This window comes from Rothia sp. CCM 9419, assembly GCF_048512815.1.
Classification (GTDB): domain Bacteria; phylum Actinomycetota; class Actinomycetes; order Actinomycetales; family Micrococcaceae; genus Rothia.
In genome coordinates, this window is the sequence record NZ_JBLXXY010000011.1 from 1 (window position 1) to 17,955 (window position 17,955).

The 17,955-nt window shown below is 49.8% G+C and carries 14 protein-coding genes; 11 read left to right on the plus strand and 3 right to left on the minus strand.

All coding sequences use genetic code 11. The features are described 5' to 3' along the window. Both ACN08W_RS08295 and recR read left to right on the plus strand, forming a co-directional pair. Positions 1-1,132: hypothetical protein (locus ACN08W_RS08295; RefSeq protein WP_419109247.1), on the plus strand; the 1,132-nt coding region annotated here is incomplete at its 5' end. A gap of 49 nt (positions 1,133-1,181) precedes the next feature. Further along, positions 1,182-2,156: a recombination mediator RecR gene (gene recR / locus ACN08W_RS08300; RefSeq protein WP_419109248.1), complete on the plus strand. Its 975-nt coding sequence runs from the start codon at positions 1,182-1,184 to the stop codon at positions 2,154-2,156. A gap of 28 nt (positions 2,157-2,184) precedes the next feature. Here recR and ACN08W_RS08305 read toward each other — a convergent pair whose 3' ends face one another. Then, complete coding sequence (locus tag ACN08W_RS08305; protein WP_419109249.1) at positions 2,185-2,691, minus strand: DUF2087 domain-containing protein; 507 nt, start codon at positions 2,689-2,691, stop codon at positions 2,185-2,187. Positions 2,692-3,102: 411 nt separating this feature from the next. Between ACN08W_RS08305 and ACN08W_RS08310 the strand changes: the two genes are divergently transcribed. Together ACN08W_RS08310 and ACN08W_RS08315 are read left to right on the plus strand one after the other, a co-directional pair. Beyond that, positions 3,103-4,398, plus strand: a complete 1,296-nt coding sequence (locus ACN08W_RS08310) for an aspartate kinase (protein WP_419107461.1) — start codon at positions 3,103-3,105, stop codon at positions 4,396-4,398. Between the two features lie 45 nt (positions 4,399-4,443). Further along, a complete protein-coding gene (locus tag ACN08W_RS08315; RefSeq protein WP_419109250.1) occupies positions 4,444-5,430 on the plus strand; it encodes a 3-methyladenine DNA glycosylase in 987 nt (328 codons plus the stop codon). Between the two features lie 157 nt (positions 5,431-5,587). Here ACN08W_RS08315 and ACN08W_RS08320 read toward each other — a convergent pair whose 3' ends face one another. Beyond that, positions 5,588-8,482, minus strand: a complete 2,895-nt coding sequence (locus tag ACN08W_RS08320) for an exo-alpha-sialidase (protein ID WP_419109251.1) — start codon at positions 8,480-8,482, stop codon at positions 5,588-5,590. A gap of 117 nt (positions 8,483-8,599) precedes the next feature. Beyond that, on the minus strand, positions 8,600-9,394 hold the full coding sequence (locus tag ACN08W_RS08325; protein WP_419103834.1) for a FadR/GntR family transcriptional regulator: 795 nt from the start codon (positions 9,392-9,394) through the stop codon (positions 8,600-8,602). Positions 9,395-9,571: 177 nt separating this feature from the next. Here ACN08W_RS08325 and ACN08W_RS08330 point away from each other — a divergent pair, with 177 nt between their 5' ends. From ACN08W_RS08330 to ACN08W_RS08360, 7 genes are all read left to right on the plus strand, one after another. Further along, the gene (locus ACN08W_RS08330; RefSeq protein WP_419109252.1) at positions 9,572-11,191 is read left to right on the plus strand and encodes an ABC transporter substrate-binding protein; all 1,620 of its coding nucleotides are present in this window, start codon (positions 9,572-9,574) and stop codon (positions 11,189-11,191) included. Positions 11,192-11,352: 161 nt separating this feature from the next. Continuing rightward, complete coding sequence (locus ACN08W_RS08335; protein ID WP_419102342.1) at positions 11,353-12,306, plus strand: ABC transporter permease; 954 nt, start codon at positions 11,353-11,355, stop codon at positions 12,304-12,306. A gap of 2 nt (positions 12,307-12,308) precedes the next feature. Continuing rightward, complete coding sequence (locus ACN08W_RS08340) at positions 12,309-14,330, plus strand: dipeptide/oligopeptide/nickel ABC transporter permease/ATP-binding protein (protein WP_419107464.1); 2,022 nt, start codon at positions 12,309-12,311, stop codon at positions 14,328-14,330. Continuing rightward, entirely contained in the window at positions 14,327-15,199 is an 873-nt protein-coding gene (locus ACN08W_RS08345) for an ABC transporter ATP-binding protein (protein WP_419102340.1), read from the plus strand. The genes ACN08W_RS08340 and ACN08W_RS08345 overlap by 4 nt, the downstream gene beginning before the upstream one ends. 47 nt (positions 15,200-15,246) lie before the next feature. Beyond that, positions 15,247-16,158, plus strand: a complete 912-nt coding sequence (locus ACN08W_RS08350) for a dihydrodipicolinate synthase family protein (protein WP_419103837.1) — start codon at positions 15,247-15,249, stop codon at positions 16,156-16,158. A gap of 61 nt (positions 16,159-16,219) precedes the next feature. Then, the gene (locus ACN08W_RS08355) at positions 16,220-17,155 is read left to right on the plus strand and encodes an ROK family protein (RefSeq protein WP_419107465.1); all 936 of its coding nucleotides are present in this window, start codon (positions 16,220-16,222) and stop codon (positions 17,153-17,155) included. 31 nt (positions 17,156-17,186) lie between these two features. Beyond that, on the plus strand, positions 17,187-17,873 hold the full coding sequence (locus ACN08W_RS08360) for an N-acetylmannosamine-6-phosphate 2-epimerase (RefSeq protein ID WP_419107466.1): 687 nt from the start codon (positions 17,187-17,189) through the stop codon (positions 17,871-17,873). Positions 17,874-17,955: the final 82 nt, after the last annotated feature.

The window sequence follows — 17,955 nt, forward strand, 5'->3', positions numbered from 1 at the left end:
TCAGCCCGCTCAGCCCGCTCAGCCCGCTCAGCCCGCTCAGCCCGCTCAGCCCGCTGCCGAGGATACCTCACCTAGCACCACATCTAAAAACCCCTACGCACCACTCACGGGGGCAGCACTCTTAAACGCCATCACCACACGATGGAAAGAAGTCCTCGAAGCCATACCCGAAAGCCAAGCACAAGAAAGATTTGGCCAATGCAATCCCTGCGACTTCGCCAACAACGCCCTCTATATCGAAGCTGATATTCAAACACTACGAGGCGTTAAAGAATTCCTCCCCCTCCTCAAAAACGCCCTCTTTAAAGTCTTTGGCACTCGCTGTGATATTCACGCAAAAGTCCTTAAAACTACACCTCAAAACACACCATCACACCAGCCCTCCCCCGCTACGTCAACAGAGCATCTTCAAAAACCAGCCGTTGAACAACCTCAACCACAGCAACAGTGGAACGAGCATCTACAACCCCACACCGGAAAAGACCCAGAATTCAGCCCCGAAAACTGGAATAACCCCGTCACCGATTGGGAAGTAGCGCCTGTACCCTCACACCCTGATGAGGAACAGCCGATAGAATCCTCATCACCAGAACAGACTAAAACAACAGTTCTTAGCCCCGTACCAGACCCAACTGAAGAACCAGAAATAGCAGAGCCAGTACATAACAGTATCGCTAACGTCGAATACGAACCAGCTGATGACACAGAGGACGATGATGTAGACGATTTTGTCGAAGAGCACCCTCATTTACGTGTTATCGACGGACAGGCACCACCCCTACACGACTCCGCACGAGAGAATCACCCCACTTCACAGCAATGGAAACGCCCCGACATCTCCGTTGCACCAGAACAGCCTGAAGAAGCTGAGGACGAAACTCAAAACGTAGAAAACGACGACGAAAAACACGAAGATACAGCACCAAGCTTCCGCGAAAAATATGCCAAAGAAGTGGCTGAAGGAAACCGCGCCGTACACGAAAAGGCTCAAGAGGTTCACGATAATAATCCCGTAGAAGAAGACTTCGTCCCCTCTGATGAAGACGAACCTCTAGAGAAGGTTATGCTCATCGGACAACGAGCCGTCGAAAAAATTCTTGGTGGAGTTGTTATCGACAACATCAAAAACTAACCACGTATTCTTCTACTTGCGTTCTACCCATATATAAGGAGCTCTCTCTATGTACGATGCTGCGGTGCAGAACCTCATCGATGAGCTTGGCAGGTTGCCAGGTGTTGGACCAAAGTCTGCCCAACGTATCGCCTTTCATATCTTGAATTCTGATTCTTCAGAAATGCAGAAACTTACCAATGCGATTAATACCGTCAAAAACACTGTGAGTTTCTGCCAAGTATGTGGAAATATCTCCGAAACAGATCAGTGCGCTATCTGTCGGGATGAACGTCGCACCCCAACGACTTTATGCGTCGTTGAAGAATCAAAAGATGTGGTCTCGATTGAACGTACTCGTTCTTTTCACGGACGATACCATGTCTTAGGCGGGGCAATTAACCCTCTAGCGGGGCTTACCCCCGAACAGCTTCGTATTCGTGAACTCATTGCGCGCCTTGCTGACGAACGTATCGAAGAAATTATTTTAGCGATGGATCCAAACCTCGAAGGTGAAGCAACAGCAACATACCTTTCTCGGTTACTTGTTCCTTTAGGTGTTCGAGTTTCACGTCTAGCTTCTGGGTTGCCCGTGGGCGGAGACCTCGAATACGCCGATGAGATTACCCTTGGACGAGCGTTAGAAGGTCGCCGTATTATTGCTGAAGGTAACCGCCACAGTACAGAAAATCATGCAGAGGCGTTTACTCAAGCTGTTGCTGAAGACCAAGAACGACAAGCTCAAAATACGCCGGCACCACAACCTCGCCAAAGATGGAGTGGTTCAATGTTCGAAGAGCTATCTGAAGAACATGAAGATGCACCGCAGCAGGGCACCCTCAACGAACCGCTTTTAGAAGAACTCGATGCCGAAACGATAACGGAACCTGAGGGTAACTCTCGCCCAGAAGAACAAGATGGTTCTTCATCTCAGCAGCAGAGCTATCAAGAACGCTTAGAGGAGTTAAAGAAGACTCCGCTACGCACCCCAACCCCTCAGATTCCGCCTATCCCGGGGCGAACGTATGTGAACCCTTGGCAATAAATCGTACTGAATGTTGTGTTCAGACGTTTTATAGTGTGCCGAAGAAATCTACCTGTTTTTCTTGCCCGTTCAAATAGTCTGGTAGCCAATAGAATTCCCATGCCGGAGCTTCATCGTGTAAAACGGTTCCCCACCGTTCGGGGCTAAAGGCTGTTAGCCAGTATTCTCCGTGGGTGTTTCGTTCTAAATACCCGTAGTCAACGAGTTCTCGTCGGAGGTATGCGAAGTCTGACCACAATTCGTTAAGAATGTGGTTTACTTCTTGCTCGGTGTAGCTTTGGCCCCTCTGAAAATAGTTGATGAGGTAGAGCAAAATATGTGCTCGTGTTCGACGTTTTGAGGGAATGACCGTCATCGCGCCGTCTTTAAAGAATCGGGAGACGATGGTTTGGTGTTCTTGGTAGGCTTCTTTACGCGCGCTCTGGTGCTGTTCTTCGTACTCTTTAAGTAGTTCCATGCGAGCGGTGGTGTAGTTTACCCCTGTTTGTTGCATGCGAGCGCGTACTTGAGTTTTGAAATTGCGTTGAGTTGTCATGGATAACCCTTACATGTGTATCCCTAGCCTACTTTTCGTGTTATCTGATGATGTGAACTCAATATGCACCACGTCGTGTGCCGCCCTTTTGTTGTAGAAGTGGGGCGGTGTTGTGTTGCAGTATGTCCCATGAGGAGTCTTTCCCCTTTACGGTGCATTGTTTAAGCTAGGGTTCAACGATGCCGTTAGGCGTTAGGGTTCGCCTAAAGTGAGGATACATCATGGGGCACGAAAAACACAATTAATATAGTGTTTTAGGTTACACAATATGGGTTAATATGAAGTAATCTGTGTAGCAATGTCTACGTTTGAGACGCGTTTACCACTTGAACACTGAACTACTCTAGTATGGATGCAGAATCGTCAGCCCTCTGACGGTTATTTCAGAAGAAAATCTAGTGGAGTAAGTTTATGAGCCTGATTGTTCAAAAATTTGGTGGTTCATCGGTCGCAGATGCAGACGGTATCAAACGCGTAGCCAAACGTATTGTAGATACCCGAAAAGCAGGGAATGATGTGGTAGTGGTCGTCTCCGCTATGGGAGATACCACCGATGAACTATTAGATCTTGCCGCAGAGATTACTTCAGATTCTTCTCCTTCACGAGAACTGGATATGCTTCTGACCGCTGGTGAACGTATCTCTATGGCAGCGTTATCTATGGCGATTAACAGCCTCGGGGTCAAAGCGAAATCTTTTACCGGTTCTCAAGCTGGGATGATTACCGATGGCGTACACGGCGCTGCTCGTCTTGTAGAGGTTACTCCGCAACGTATTCATGCCGCATTAGCAGAGGGCGATATTGCTATCGTTGCCGGTTTTCAGGGAATGAACCGTCAGACCGGTGATATTACAACGTTAGGGCGTGGCGGGTCAGACACTACCGCAGTCGCGTTAGCTGCCGCTTTAAATGCTGATGTCTGTGAGATTTATTCTGATGTCGATGGTGTTTTCTCAGCTGATCCGCGTGTTGTTCCGACCGCCCATAAGCTGGAGACCATTACTAGCGAAGAAATGCTTGAGATGGCAGCAAATGGTTCAAAAATTTTGCATCTACGCTGTGTAGAGTACGCGCGCCGTTTTAACTTGAAATTACATGTTCGTTCATCATTTTCTGAGTTGGAGGGAACACTTGTTATTCCCGAGAATTCTGAAGAACTGACCCCTAACCATTTAAAGGAGATTCCCTTGGAACAGCCCCTCATCTCTGGTGTTGCACATGACCGCAGCCAAGCAAAAGTTACTCTTATTGGGGTTGTTGATACACCGGGTTCTGCTGCGAAAGTCTTTGGTTTGCTCAACGAAGTTAACGTGAATCTGGATATGATTGTTCAGAACGTTTCTACGGACCGCCCTGACGTTACCGACATTACTTTTACTCTTCCTCAAGATCAGGGAGCAAAAGCTGTGAAACGTCTAGAGCAGGCACAAGAAGAGGTCGGTTTTACGGAGCTACGCTACACCGAAGAAATTGGTAAGCTCTCCTTAGTTGGTGCGGGTATGAAGGCTCATTCTGGTGTGTCTTTCACCTTCTTTGAGGCGCTAAGCCAAGCTGGGGTGAACGTTCAGATGATTTCAACCTCAGAAATTCGTATTTCAGTCATTACTGATTTAGACAAGCTCGACGAAGCGGTACGCGCCGTGCATACGGCTTTTAATCTTGACGCTGAAGGCGAAGCGACTGTTTACGGTGGTACAGGTCGCTAAAGACTCACGCAGATTCTATGATGCCTCAACGGTAAAATACTTCCTATGAGTTTTTCCGTTGAGGCATTTTCATGGGTTCTTTATGAGCCTGAGCAGTGGCAGAAGTACGCGCGTGAACATCACGAACGTGCCGCTGTTTTCGCGGACCCATATTTAGCAAGACGCCATCGCGGAGAAAAACATCCGGTTGAGGATTTCCTTTTCACCTACTACACCCTCAAGCCTGCACAGTTTAAGCGTTGGCATCCCGGTGCTGGTGTTATTTTGCTTGATGCATCTGAGTATGCTCAGCAGAAATTTTATATGCGTCTAAGCGCTGAAGACATTGCGCAGTTACCTCTTAGCGAAGCACACAAAGAACGTATTTCTTCTAGCGATTGTGCTGTTACGGTTGATATTGCACAATTTTTGCAACGCCGTTCTGAAGCCGTGAGTTATATCTATCAAATCCTTTCGAATACTGCCCAGAAAAATGGTTTTTTCGGGTGTTTTGGGATGCACGAGTGGGCGATGGCGTATCGTTCCGTAGAGAATAATATCCGCCATGATTATTTACCCTTACGGTTAGGTGCTGAAGGCACTAATGAGGTGGTAGATTCTCATCGTATCCGTTGCTCACATTTTGATGCGTTCCGGTTCTTCATGCCACAGGCTGCCCCAAAGAATGAGCTACAACCAACCCGTCAGCAACAGCGTGTTCTTGAACAGCCAGCATGTTTGCACGCAAACATGGATATTTACAAGTGGGCGTATAAGCTTCTTCCTTTGGTTGATTCTCAACTTCTTCTGGATTGTTTTGAGTTAGCGTGGCAGGTGCGTGAACTTGATATGCGGGCAGCCCCTTATGATCTCCACGATTGGGGTTATACCCCTGTTAAGGTGGAGACTCCTTCCGGTAAAGCAGAATATGTGCGTTATCAACGTGATTTTGCAGCCCGTGCTCAGCAATTACGTACCCGTCTTTTAGAACGTGTTTCTTCGGTGTATTCTCCTGAACTGTCGCCGTCGTCTGCTCACGCCCAGAGTGTTTAGCCTCCTAAAGCTCCTTATTCTTTGAGGACTCAGATAGGAAGATTTTAAAGAGCGTCGAGGTGGGTTTAGAGCAGTGTTGGCACACTGTTCTAAACCCACCTCGTATTAGGCTCATGGGTGAAGCGATACGCCCAAGCTACGCCAAGGCTAGCCGTTATTAATCTTGGTGTTTATCGTTCATATAACGGTAAATGAACGCTGCCATAGCATCGCGCTGTGTTGGCTGGTAGGGGCGGAATGTTCCGTCTTCCCACCCTCTAGTGATGCCTTGTTCAGCGAACCACGCAATCTCACGGGCAAAAATTACCGAAGAATCAATGTCTTTGAACATCGATGGCACTGGCGCCGTATATTCAGGAGAGCCAGCAAAACGGTAGAAGAACACTGCAATAGCGTCACGTTGTGCCGGCGCATGGGGACGGAATGTTCCGTCTTCCCACCCTCTAGTGATGCCTTGTTCTGCTAACCATGAGATTTCTTTATAGAAAACATGGTCAGTCGGTACGTCTTTGAACGGTGAGACCGCTGGTGCCGTATATTCTGGTGAGCCTGCCATACGATAGAAAAATGCGGCTACAGCAGCACGGTCAAGCTGTGCTAATGGCCGATAGGTTTTATCAGGCCAACCACGAGAGATACCGCTTTCTCCCATCCAGTTGATTTCGGTATAGAACAGGTCTCCAGGGTTAACATCACGAAAATATGGTGTTGTCACCTCTGGTTCTTTGCTTGGCTCTGGTGTTGCAGGCTCTTCAACTACCGTTTGATGTACGGGGAGTTGATCTCCAACGAATTCAACCTGAGCGGTTTTTTGTGTTTCTGTGGAGGTGACTTCAAAAGTGGCTTTTGGTTGGAAGTAGCCTCGTTCTAGGTCTTCCTCGGTGATGCGGTGAGATGCAGTATGGCATTGGTAGGTTGCGTCAGCTTTCAGGTTGAGCCACCGGCAGTTTGGTGCGTTGGGTGGGAGGAATCCGTCCTCAAAGTTTCCGGCAATGGGGACGGAGTGAACAGTGCCTTCTGAGGTGTTATGCACAGTGAAGCGGTAGTTGATAACATCGCCGACTTCATAGCTGTCTTTGGTATCACCAGCAACAGTTCCAGAGATGTCTAGAGCCGGTTCTAGATTGATCGCACGAACGTAAACGGGTTCGCCACGGTACGTGCTTTCGCCTGTTTTAGAGCGGTCTGCTGTTGAAACAGCGTTAAAAGTTATTTCAGGGATAAAGTATCCGCGGTCAAGGTCTTCTTGAGTGACCGTATGCCCCGCTGTTTTACAAACATAGGTTGCGTCAGCGCCGAGGTTGCGCCAACGGCAGTTTGGCGCGTTGGGTGGAAGGAAGCCGTGGTCGAGATTTCCTCCGGTAGGTACGGCATCAACAGTTTCTCCGCTGGTGTTCGTAACACGGAAGGTATAGGATACGACATCTCCTACGTGATAGGGGTTTTCTGAGATGTCACGGTCAGCTGCTTGTCCTTCGCTCAAGACCACTTGGAAAGGTGTTTCACTGGTGCGGTTTACTTGTGCAGAGAAGGTATAACGTGATTGTTTTCCTTGCGCCTCAGTAAAGACAACATCGAGTGAACCGCTGCGTGCTTGAGCGGTTGCAGTGAGCGGAATATTGACGACGGTACTAGCGCCAGCGTCAAGGGTAGGAACGTTTACGTCTGTTGCGGTGAATCCGCGGTTGTCATGGACGGTAACGCTACCACTTACGGGGTGTTCTTCTTGGTTGGTAACTGTCACGGGAATAGTCGTAACGCTATTTTCATCGACGGTGATGTCTTCTGCGCTAAGTGGTGCGCAGACAACGTTGAGCCAGTCTTCGTCGAAAACACCAAAGCGCATGTCATTTTGATAGCTTGCTTCGTAGAGGACGCCAAATCCTCCGCTTGATAACGCGGTTCCAGTGGAATATGCTCCGAATCCGTCTTTAAATTGTCGGATGCCTGGCCATGTTTGTCCGTCATCACAGGAGACTCGTGCGGTGAGGTTTTCGCGGGAGTTTCCGTTGTTGTTATTGGAGTTGGTGAAGATGAGTTTTTGGGCGTCTTTGCTGCCTTCTGGAGCTTCGGGGAACATCCTAAAGATTGAGGCGTTATTTTTGGGGTCGGGTAGTTGTTTGTCGAGGGTGACTTCAGAGTAGCTGTGCCCGCCGTCTTCAGAGATGGCTACTTTTCGGTATCCGGAGAAGACGAAATCACGGGAATTGAGCATAACTCTCCCGTCAGAGAGTTCGACGACTTTATTTTCGTCCATTTCGATACCGACGTATTCGCCACGTTTCCATGTCTTTCCGTGGTCGTCGGAGTAGACGGAGTACGCTTGGGTTTTTTCTCCACCGGCAGCTTGTTTGACGGTTCCTGTGAACTGTTGGATGAGTCTGCCTTTGTAGGTTCCGTAGCGTAGTTGGATGCCTTCACCGCTGGTGGCGAAGATAGCTCGGGCGTCTCCGGGTTGGGGGTTGTTTTTGTCTGCGCCTTGTTTGACGATGGGTGTGATGTCTCGAGGTTCGCTCCAGGTGAGTCCTCCGTCAGTGGATTCAGTGACGACTGCGCCCATAACGTCAGGGTCGCTCATATCGTTTCCGTAGGCACTACCCCAGAATCCTTGGTTGTGCGATTTGACGAAGAAAGCGAAGACGCTTCCGGTTTCTCGGTCTACGACGAAGGAGGGGTCTGAGTAACCGTATTTTTGGGTTCCGTCATTGCCGAGGTGTCCTTTGGCGATATAGCTGATGTCGCTCCATGTTTTTCCGCCGTCTGTTGATCGGCGCATCACAATAGAGTTGGGGTTTGGTGCGTCTGCTGCGTTGTAGGGGCGCCCGTCCCATGCGGCAAGGACGACATTATTTCCGAGGTCAGCTAGTGCTGGAATGCGGTAGGTTGCGGAATCTCCGATGAGTTTTTCACCGAGGTTTTGTTCTTGGTAGGTGCCCGGTCCAGAAGTTGCTGGTAGGACCGGTTGTGGTGTTGCGTAAGCGGGAATGATTCCTGTGCTTGTGGTCGCTGCGATGAGCGAGAGTGCGAAAAGGCTCTTAGTGTGTTGTTTCATCGTTGAAATGCTCCATCGACATAGATGTTTAAATATGTGCTACAGCGCACATCTAAGATAAGCACCACACTAACACCAAAAGCTCAATATCTGGAACTCACGTGCAAAAAGTTTTGTTTAAGTATCTTCTCGAGTAGCTCTTTGCCATGCCGTTAGACGCCCTCGAATGCCAGCAAAATGGGCAGCCATAAGCTCTGTTCCAGCCACTGCATCGCCTTTTTTCACAGCATTAAGGATGTCTCGGTGAGCAGCAACTAAAGACTCACCTTGCTTCTGACTAGCAGGAACAACGGCATCTAGTTCTACGGAAATCACGTTATAGACAATCCAGAACACTTCCAAAAGTTCTGAAAGTAAATCATTTTTCAATGGTTCATAAAGCGATGCGTGAAACTCCCTGTCCCAGCATGACCAATCTTTACCTTCTTTAACAGCCTGTTCCATCTGAGTTACGGCATACTCAATTTTTGCTATTTGTTCATCGCTCATCAACGGTATTGCAAGAGCGATTAACCCTGTCTCTAAGGCTTGACGAACATCTGTGAGTTCTCGTGCTTCTTTACCGCCACGATGCAAGGAGGTTAATCCGCGGAATGTTAGCCCGCGAGTCATGGCTTCTAGAACACGTCCTCCAACGAATGTTCCAAACCCGTGACGGACTTCAATAATCCCTAACCCTTCTAAGACTTTGAGTGCTTCTCGCAGGGAGTTACGCCCAACTTCTAACTCTTCAATCAGTTGTTGCTCAGTAGGAAGGGGGTCTCCCGGTACGAGTTTTTCACGCAGGATTATTTCGATAATCTCGTTTTGGAGTTGATATTGACGATTTTTTGCACGTGAAGCATGAGGGACACTATTAACTTCATAAATTTTTTTAACCGCCCCCACTTGCGGTTTTGTGTTTTTTACCACGGCTCCTCTTCTCAAATCCAGAATCTTATTTTAGACGAAACTAATATTTTTTATAGAAAGTAACATCCCCTTTGATGTTGCACATCTGGGAGATGGCTACTATTCTATAATACAGGTAGGACATCCTACGTCAGGGTGTTCTTTCAATAAAACAACCGTCCACAAAGGAGTGCGACTATGCCTCACCTTAAAGACATCACCGAGCACAGCTCGACTCGCCGCAGCTTCTTCAAGCTAGCAGGCTCAGTTTCAGCAGCCACCGCTTTTGCTGCATCTATCGCAGCATGCGGCTCAGGCTCTAAAGGCTCTTCTGACGCTAAAGCAGATGGAGCAAAAGCTGGCGAGATTAACAAAGATGGCACCATTACCGCTGGTATCGCATACGATATCTCCACCACCTTCGCACCATCACAGGCATCCGGTGCTGGCCCCCTCGCAGCGAACATACACATCTTTGAAGGTCTTTATGGTCTAGACCCTGCAAGCCGCAAGCGTTATAACGCTCTAGCAACTGCAGACCCTGAAAAGATTGACGACACCACCTACCACGTCACCTTGCGCGAAGGTGCAAAATTCCACAACGGCGACCCTGTCAAGGCATCCGACGTTGTTTACACCTACGGTAAGTTCACTGACAAGAGCTCCCTCTTTGCACAGTTCCTCTACTTCATCGACTCTGTCAACGCTGTTGATGACTCCACCGTAGAGTTCAAGTTCAACCAGCCATTCTCGCTCTTCGCTGACCGCATCTCCTTGATGCAGATTATGCCTGAAAGCGCAGAAAAAGACTTTGAAGCATTCGGTGCACACCCCATCGGTTCCGGCCCTTACAAGTTCGTTTCCGCAACCAAGGGCGACCACATCGAATTCGCGCGCTTCGACGAGTACAACGGCCCTCGCCCAGCACTCGCAAAGGCTATGAACTGGTCCATCCTCTCAGACGCAGCAGCACGCGTTACCGCTATCCAGTCCAAGCGTGTTCAGGCGGTAGAGTCTGTACCTTACGACAACATCGCAGTCTTGGAGAACACCTCCGGTCTTAGCGTAGAATCCGTACAGTCCTTCGGATTGCTCTTCATGATGTTCAACTGCGAAAAAGAGCCCTTCAACAAGGTTGAAGTACGTCAAGCACTGTTCTACGCACTCGACATGGACAAAGTCATCAAGACTGCACTGCTTGGCAACGCAGAACCTGCAACCTCCTTCTTGCAGAAGAGCCACCCAGATTACGTTGAAGCTTCTACTGTCTACACCCACGATGCAGACAAGGCAAAGAAGCTCCTCAAAGACGCTGGCGTTGAAGACCTCACCCTCACCGTGCGTTCAACCGACCACGACTGGGTTGTTTCCTGTGTTCAGCTCATCCAAGAATCACTCAAGGAAGCTGGCATCAAGGCGACTATCGAGCCTACACCATCGTCCTCACTGTACTCCGACTACGTAGACACCGGAAACTTCGATGTTCTCATCGCACCCGGCGACCCCTCCGTATTCGGTAACGACGTAGACTTGCTCCTCTCCTGGTGGTACCGTGGCGACACCTGGCCCACCAACCGTTTCCGCTGGTCAGGAACTGAACAGTACAAGCAGCTTCAGGAATACATGAACGCTGCAACTACCTCATCAGATCCCAAAGCAGAGTGGAAGAAAGCATTCGATTTGCTCTCTGACAACGTTCCGTTGTACCCACTATTCCACCGCAAACTACCTACTGCGTGGGATTCGGAAACACTCGTTGATTTCAAGCCGCTTCCAACAACCGGCATCTCCATGCTTGGTGTAGGAACGACTAAGTAATCTCCGCTATTCCACACAGCGGTTTGTGAAGGTTTTTCCCTTTTTCCTTCACATCATGATCGGCGGTGGCTTCCGGGCATTGGTACGGATTGCTTCATTTCCGTACCACGGGAGTCACCGTCGAACCTTTTTCACACGCATTCTCTATGCGGGAGTTTCTCTTGGCTAATTTTCTTCGACTACTTGGAAGAAGACTACTTGCACTACCCATCATGCTCTTGGGTGTGACAATCCTCGTCTTCGTTATCTTGCAATTCACCCCCGGTGACCCAGCAACTATCGCCCTCGGTGAAGGCGCTTCACAAGAAGCAAAAGAAGCATATCGCGTTGAACACGGTTTAGATAAACCTCTCATCGTGCAATACTTCGCCTTCCTCTGGCGTCTGCTCCACTTTGACCTTGGCATGACCACCGCACCGGCTCAGCCCGTCATCGACCAAATCACAGCAGCATTTCCTGTCACCATTCAGCTCACATTCTTCGGTGTTCTCATCGCAGCAGTCGTCTCCCTCGTGCTCGGCGTCATCGCCGCACTCTACCGCGACCGCTGGCCAGACCAGATCATCCGCGTACTCTCCATGGCATCTATCGCAACGCCTTCCTTCTGGCTCGGTATTTTGCTCATCCAATACTTCGCACTTGACCTAGGAATTTTCCCATCCGGAGGCACCCCACCAGAAGGCGGAGGATTTGGAACATGGCTATCTTATATGACACTGCCAGCAGTAGCTCTCGCAGTACCCGTATGCGCTTCCTTGATCCGTACCGTACGCACCTCGATGGTTGAAGAGCTCGATAAAGACTACGTTCGTACCGCTATCGGCAACGGTGTTCCTTACCGTGAAGTCGTTACAAAGAACGTTCTCAAAAACGCCCTCATTACTCCCGTAACCGTTCTTGGTTTGCGTATTGGCTACCTCCTCGGTGGTGCTGTCGTGATCGAAATGATTTTCTCTCTCAACGGCATGGGCAACCTCATCTTTACCGGTATCACAGGTAACGATGTCAACCTCGTACAAGGCGTAGTACTCACCATCGCGGTGACCTTCGTCCTCGTCAACATTGTGGTTGACCTCCTTTACCTACTCATCAACCCACGAATTAGGACGGTGTAACTGTGCGCAGAGGACTCGCTGAACGACTCTCCGCCCCTGGCGTTCGCTTCAAAGCGTTGCCACTTGGTTCTAAAATCGCCCTGGGGTTCTTAGTATTTATCATCTTCATCTCCTTCGCGGCTCCCTGGCTTGCCCCACATAATCCGCTAGCTTCAACGGGAATGCCCATTGACCCGCCAAGCGCCGAATACTGGTTTGGTACAGACCGTCAAGGCCGCGATATCTTCTCACGCCTGATGTACGGTGGACAATCTTCCTTGATGGTTGGTCTTGGTTCCGTTGCCGTCGCACTTGTTGCCGGTGGCATCCTCGGAGCTATCGCAGCAACCAGCGGCAAATGGGCTTCCGAAACCATTATGCGCATCATGGATATCTTCATGGCATTCCCCGGTATCGCACTTGCCGCAGTGCTCTTGGCATCACTAGGGAACTCCATCCCCACTATCATCATTGCTATCGCGGTGGTGTACACTCCACAGCTAGCTCGCGTAGTCCGCGCACAGGTACTTGCTGCTTGGGACGAAGACTACGTCCGCGCAGAACGCGTTATGGGTGCAGCTCGCCCCTACATTCTGACAAAACATATCGTCCGTAACACCATCGCACCAGTTCTCGTATTCGCAACGGTCATGGTTGCAGACGCTATCATCCTCGAAGCGTCCTTGTCCTTCCTCTCCGCCGGTGTGCGCCCACCGAACCCTTCATGGGGTAACGTCATCTCTGACGGTCGTGCGCTCATCCTCTCTGGCGGTTGGTGGGCAACAACCTTCGCCGGTATCATCATCCTCTTAACCGTTCTTGCGTTGAACGTCCTTTCCGAAGGCATGACAGACGCAATGGTCAACCCCAAGCTACGCCGCAAAGTCGTTATCGAAGATACCGACCCAGTAGCTGGCGCTAACGGCATCACTGCTGAAGAGGAACTTGCAGAAGCAAAACTTGCAGAAATTCGCAAGCACCGCGACCTTCAAGCACAACGCGAACTAGATAACGTTCTTGTCAAACTTCGTGAGGCAGAAAACCGTCGTACCGACCGTTTCGTTGTAGATAAGAACGCTCCTGTAATCCTTGAAGTCAAAGACCTCAGCATCTACTTCCCAGAACGTTTCGGCGACACCCCAGTCGTTGATAAAGTGTCCTTCACCGTGTACGAAGGACAGACCATGGGACTCGTTGGTGAATCTGGTTCTGGTAAGTCCATTACTTCTTTGGCAATTATCGGTCTGCTCGATAAGAAAGCAAAGATTACTGGTTCTGCTGTCTTTGAAGGACAAGAACTTGTTGGAGCCCCTGAATCTGTCTTTGAAAAACTACGCGGTTCTATCATCTCCATGGTGTATCAAGACGCTCTTAGCTCGTTGAACCCCTCCATGCTCATCAAAGATCAGATGGAACAGCTCACCAGCCGTGGCGGACGTAAGTCACCTGAAGAGCTTCTACGCTTGGTGAAGCTTGACCCCATCCGAACCCTCAACTCGTACCCGCACGAGCTTTCTGGTGGTCAGCGTCAGCGCGTACTCATCGCTATGGCGCTATCTCGTTCACCCAAACTCGTTATTGCAGATGAGCCAACGACTGCTCTGGACGTTACTGTTCAAGCTGAGGTCATTGATTTGCTCAATGAGCTCCGTGAACAGCTAGGATTCGCGATGATTTTCGTGAGCCACGACCTCGCACTTGTTGCACAGGTAGCGCACCGTATCTCTGTCCTCTACGCAGGTCAGGTCGTAGAAGCTGGTGCAACCGTACAGCTTCTGAAGAACCCTATGCACGAGTACACTCGTGGACTTCTAGGATCGGTCCTCTCTATCGAATCCGGTTCTGAACGTCTCTACCAGATTCCTGGTACAGTCCCCTCCCCTGGCGACTTCGCTGTTGGTGACCGTTTTGCACCTCGTTCATTACGTGAAGATGCAGATCCTCATCAGAAGCTTGTCTTCGTTCCAGTCCCTGGAGAAGACGACCACTTCTGGGCTTCTCACCTACCAGAAGACGCACAAGCACAACAAGGAGCACAGTCATGAGCAACGAAAACAGCAACAACGCTGACGCTCACCCAGAACTGCTCAACACTGTTGGGCGTAAGGCAGTAGCCCGTCTAGGTGAGACCATCATCGAGCTCAAAGATGTCAAAGTTCACCACCGTTCCCGTACTGGTGGTATCTTCAAACCAAATATCGTCAAAGCTGTTGATGGTGTTTCTCTGAAAGTTCGCCGCGGCGAAACAATCGGTCTCGTCGGCGAGTCTGGATGCGGTAAGTCTACTTTGGCGTCAGTTATCGTGGGTCTTCAAAAACCAACGGACGGAGATGTTCTCTTCAAGGGCAAGAGTGCTCTCAAACGAAACGCTGCACTACGACATGATTTCGGTTCGGATATCTCGATTGTCTTCCAGGATCCAGCTACCGCGTTGAACCCTCGTATGACAATCCAAGATATTCTCCGAGACCCGCTGGATGTGCACGGCATCGGTGATAAAAGTGGACGAGACCGTCGAGTACGTGAACTTCTACATTTAGTCGGTCTACCGGTGTCAGCTTCTGAAGCTTTGCCCTCTCAAATTTCTGGTGGTCAGCGCCAGCGTGTAGCTATCGCTCGTGCGTTAGCTCTTGAACCCAAAGTGATTGTGGCAGATGAACCTACCAGCGCGTTGGACGTTTCTGTTCGCGCGCAGGTACTTAACCTTTTGAGCGACCTCAAGCGTGAACTTTATCTGGGAATGGTTTTCATCTCCCACGATATTCAGACCGTTCGATACGTCTCTGACCGTATCTGCGTTATGAATAAGGGACGCATCGTTGAAGAAGGTAGCGCGGAACAAGTCTTTGACCGTCCTTCGCAGGACTACACACGCACTCTTTTGGGTGCGGCACCGACCTTGCTTCACGTCTAAAAAGAACACGTTATTTAGTCAATAATTTTTTCTAAGGATTATTTATCATGACCTTTTCAGGAGTCATTCCTCCTTTGCTCACCGCTCGCACTGCAGAAGGTGACATCGACACCGATTCCATCTCACGTCTTGTTGAGCACCTTATCTCCGGTGGTGTCAGCGGTATCTTCGCTCTCGGTTCTTCTTCTGAAGTTCCTTATATGACTAACGCTGAGCGTGAACTTGTCTTACGTACTTGCGTTGAAGCTATCGATGGACGAGTCCCCCTCATCATTGGTACCAATGAGCAGACCACTGCTCGCGTTATCGACGAAGCTCAGCGTCTTTTGGCTATCGGTGGCGACGCTATCGTTGTCACAAGCCAGTATTACGCTATTGATAATCTTCATGAAGAAGAGCGTCATTTCCGTGCGATTGCAGCAGCAGTAGACGTTCCTGTTTTTGCCTACGACGTTCCTGTACGTACTAAGCAGAAGCTACCTGTTGGTCTGCTTGCGAAGCTTGCTCGCGAAGGCGTAATTACTGGTGTGAAGGATTCTTCTAACGATGATATTTCCTTCCGCCTACTAGCTCTCGAGACTGCAGATCTTGAAGATTTCAGCCTCTTCACTGGACACGAAGTGGTCTGTGATGGTGCAATGCTCTCTGGTGCTGCAGGTATGGTACCTGGTTTGGGCAACGTTGATCCTGCTGGATATGTTCGCCTTTACGAGGCAGCTCGTGCCGGTGACTGGGCACAAGCTAAGGCGGAACAAGACCGTCTGGCTCAGCTTTTCAGGATTGTCAATGTCACAACCCCCAGTGTTTCTGGTGGTGCAGCTGGCCTTGGAGCGTTCAAAACTGCTCTTGAGTTAATGGGCGTTATCTCTTCACGTCGTATGAGCACCCCGATGGAGTCTCTCAACGATACTGAAGCTGAACGTATTCGTGGCATTCTCGTTGAAGCTGGGTTGCTTTAGGCTCTAGCTTTTAGATACAGAATATAAACCAACACACACATTGCAAGGTAAAGGAATCATCGTGGAAAACAGCACCGTCGTCGCAATTTCGGTTGATTTAGGTGGCACAAAAACCGCCCTCGGAATTGTTGATCAGCGCGGTGCTGTTTTGCATCGTGCGGAGATTCCTACCCTTGCTCAGCTTGGCGGTGTGGCTCTTGCCGAGCACACCGCTGAGGCTGTGTTGGAACACATTTCTTATGCTCGTTCTCATGGTTGGGATGTTGCCGGTGTCGGTATAGGCTCAGCTGGTGTTATTGATGAGAACGGCACTGTTGTTACCGCCGCCAACGTTATTAAAGACTGGACGGGCGTTCAGTTTGCGTCCATCGTTGAGTCAATGACCTCTTTACCGACGCGTGCTGTCAATGATGTTCATGCCCATGCGTTAGGCGAAGCGTGGCTTGGTGCTGCGGCTCAAGCGCCCTCATCGCTCATGATGGCGTTCGGTACTGGTGTGGGTGGAAGCTACATTGAAGATGGCAAGCTCATGCGCGGTGCTCATTCTCTTGCCGGTCATACCGGACATTTTTCTTCTCCTCTAGCTGTTGGCTTGGATTGCCCGTGCGGTGGTCGTGGGCATGTTGAAGCTGTTGCAGCTGGGCCTGCGGTTCTTCGTAAATATCTTGCGCTAGGTGGTGCTCCGGCACCGGATACGAAAGAAGTTTCTGTGCGTGCTCAACAAGGGGATGAGCTAGCTCAAGAAGCTATTATTTTTGCTGGTCAAGCTGCTGGAATTGCGTTGGGCGACCTTGCTACTATTTTTGATCCTCATCTGATTGTTGTCTCTGGCGGTGTTGTTAATTTAGGTGACCGCTGGTGGACAGCTCTTCTTGATTCTTATGCTCAAGCTGCTTTAGGTCAGGCGAAGAGCACTCCTATCGTTTTGGCAGAGCTTGGTTCTGATGCTCCTCTCATTGGCGCAGCTTCACTTATTCATCGTTCTTCATTAGCGTAGTTATCGCCATATTTTTCGATAAGGAGTTTTCATGTTTACTGCTTCTGAACTGGTTGAGTCTCTTAAAGGTCAGCTCATTGTTTCTTGTCAGGCATATCCTGGGGAGCCCATGCGTCAGCCTCAAACGACAGCTCAAGTTGCCGCTTCTGCTGTTCTTGGAGGGGCGGCAGCTGTACGTGTTCAGGGTATCGCTGATATTCAGTTCACTCGTAATTCCGTTGAAGTTCCGGTGATTGGGCTGTGGAAAGACGGACATGAAGATATTTTTATTACGCCTACGCTTAACCATGCGTTGAGTGTTGCTCATGCTGGGGCTCATATTGTTGCTCTCGATGGAACAACTCGTGAACGTCCTGATGGGTTATCTTTAGCAGAGACTATTCGTGGTGTTCATGAACGTTCTCATGCCTTAGTTATGGCTGATTGCGATAGCTTTGAAGCAGCTAAGGCAGCTGTTGAGGCTGGTGCTGATTTTATTGGTACTACTCTTGCTGGTTATACCGATGCTCGCGCAAAAACTGATGGCCCTGATCTTGAGCTGCTACGTTCGATTGCAGAAGCAGGTTTTGACGTCCCGCTAATTGCTGAGGGCCGTATTCATACTCCGGCGCAGGCGCGTGAAGCGCTTGATGCAGGTGCTCATGCGGTGGTGGTAGGTACAGCGATTACTCACCCAATTTCTATCACGGGGTGGTTTAAAAACGCTTTGAGCCATTAGTCTCTCTGTTGGTTCTTGGAATGAACCGTTGTGGAGATTGTTAAAGGGGGGTGGGGGGGGGAGAGGATTTTTTTGGGTAGCC

What these genes read in the sequence shown, in the direction of transcription:
- ACN08W_RS08345 (WP_419102340.1), top strand. Translation starts at nt 14,327, where the DNA reads ATGAGCAACGAAAACAGCAACAACGCTGACGCTCACCCAGAACTGCTC.
- ACN08W_RS08320 (WP_419109251.1), bottom strand. Translation starts at nt 8,482, where the DNA reads ATGAAACAACACACTAAGAGCCTTTTCGCACTCTCGCTCATCGCAGCG.
- ACN08W_RS08330 (WP_419109252.1), top strand. Translation starts at nt 9,572, where the DNA reads ATGCCTCACCTTAAAGACATCACCGAGCACAGCTCGACTCGCCGCAGC.
- ACN08W_RS08305 (WP_419109249.1), bottom strand. Translation starts at nt 2,691, where the DNA reads ATGACAACTCAACGCAATTTCAAAACTCAAGTACGCGCTCGCATGCAA.
- ACN08W_RS08315 (WP_419109250.1), top strand. Translation starts at nt 4,444, where the DNA reads ATGAGTTTTTCCGTTGAGGCATTTTCATGGGTTCTTTATGAGCCTGAG.
- ACN08W_RS08360 (WP_419107466.1), top strand. Translation starts at nt 17,187, where the DNA reads ATGTTTACTGCTTCTGAACTGGTTGAGTCTCTTAAAGGTCAGCTCATT.
- ACN08W_RS08350 (WP_419103837.1), top strand. Translation starts at nt 15,247, where the DNA reads ATGACCTTTTCAGGAGTCATTCCTCCTTTGCTCACCGCTCGCACTGCA.
- recR (WP_419109248.1), top strand. Translation starts at nt 1,182, where the DNA reads ATGTACGATGCTGCGGTGCAGAACCTCATCGATGAGCTTGGCAGGTTG.
- ACN08W_RS08310 (WP_419107461.1), top strand. Translation starts at nt 3,103, where the DNA reads ATGAGCCTGATTGTTCAAAAATTTGGTGGTTCATCGGTCGCAGATGCA.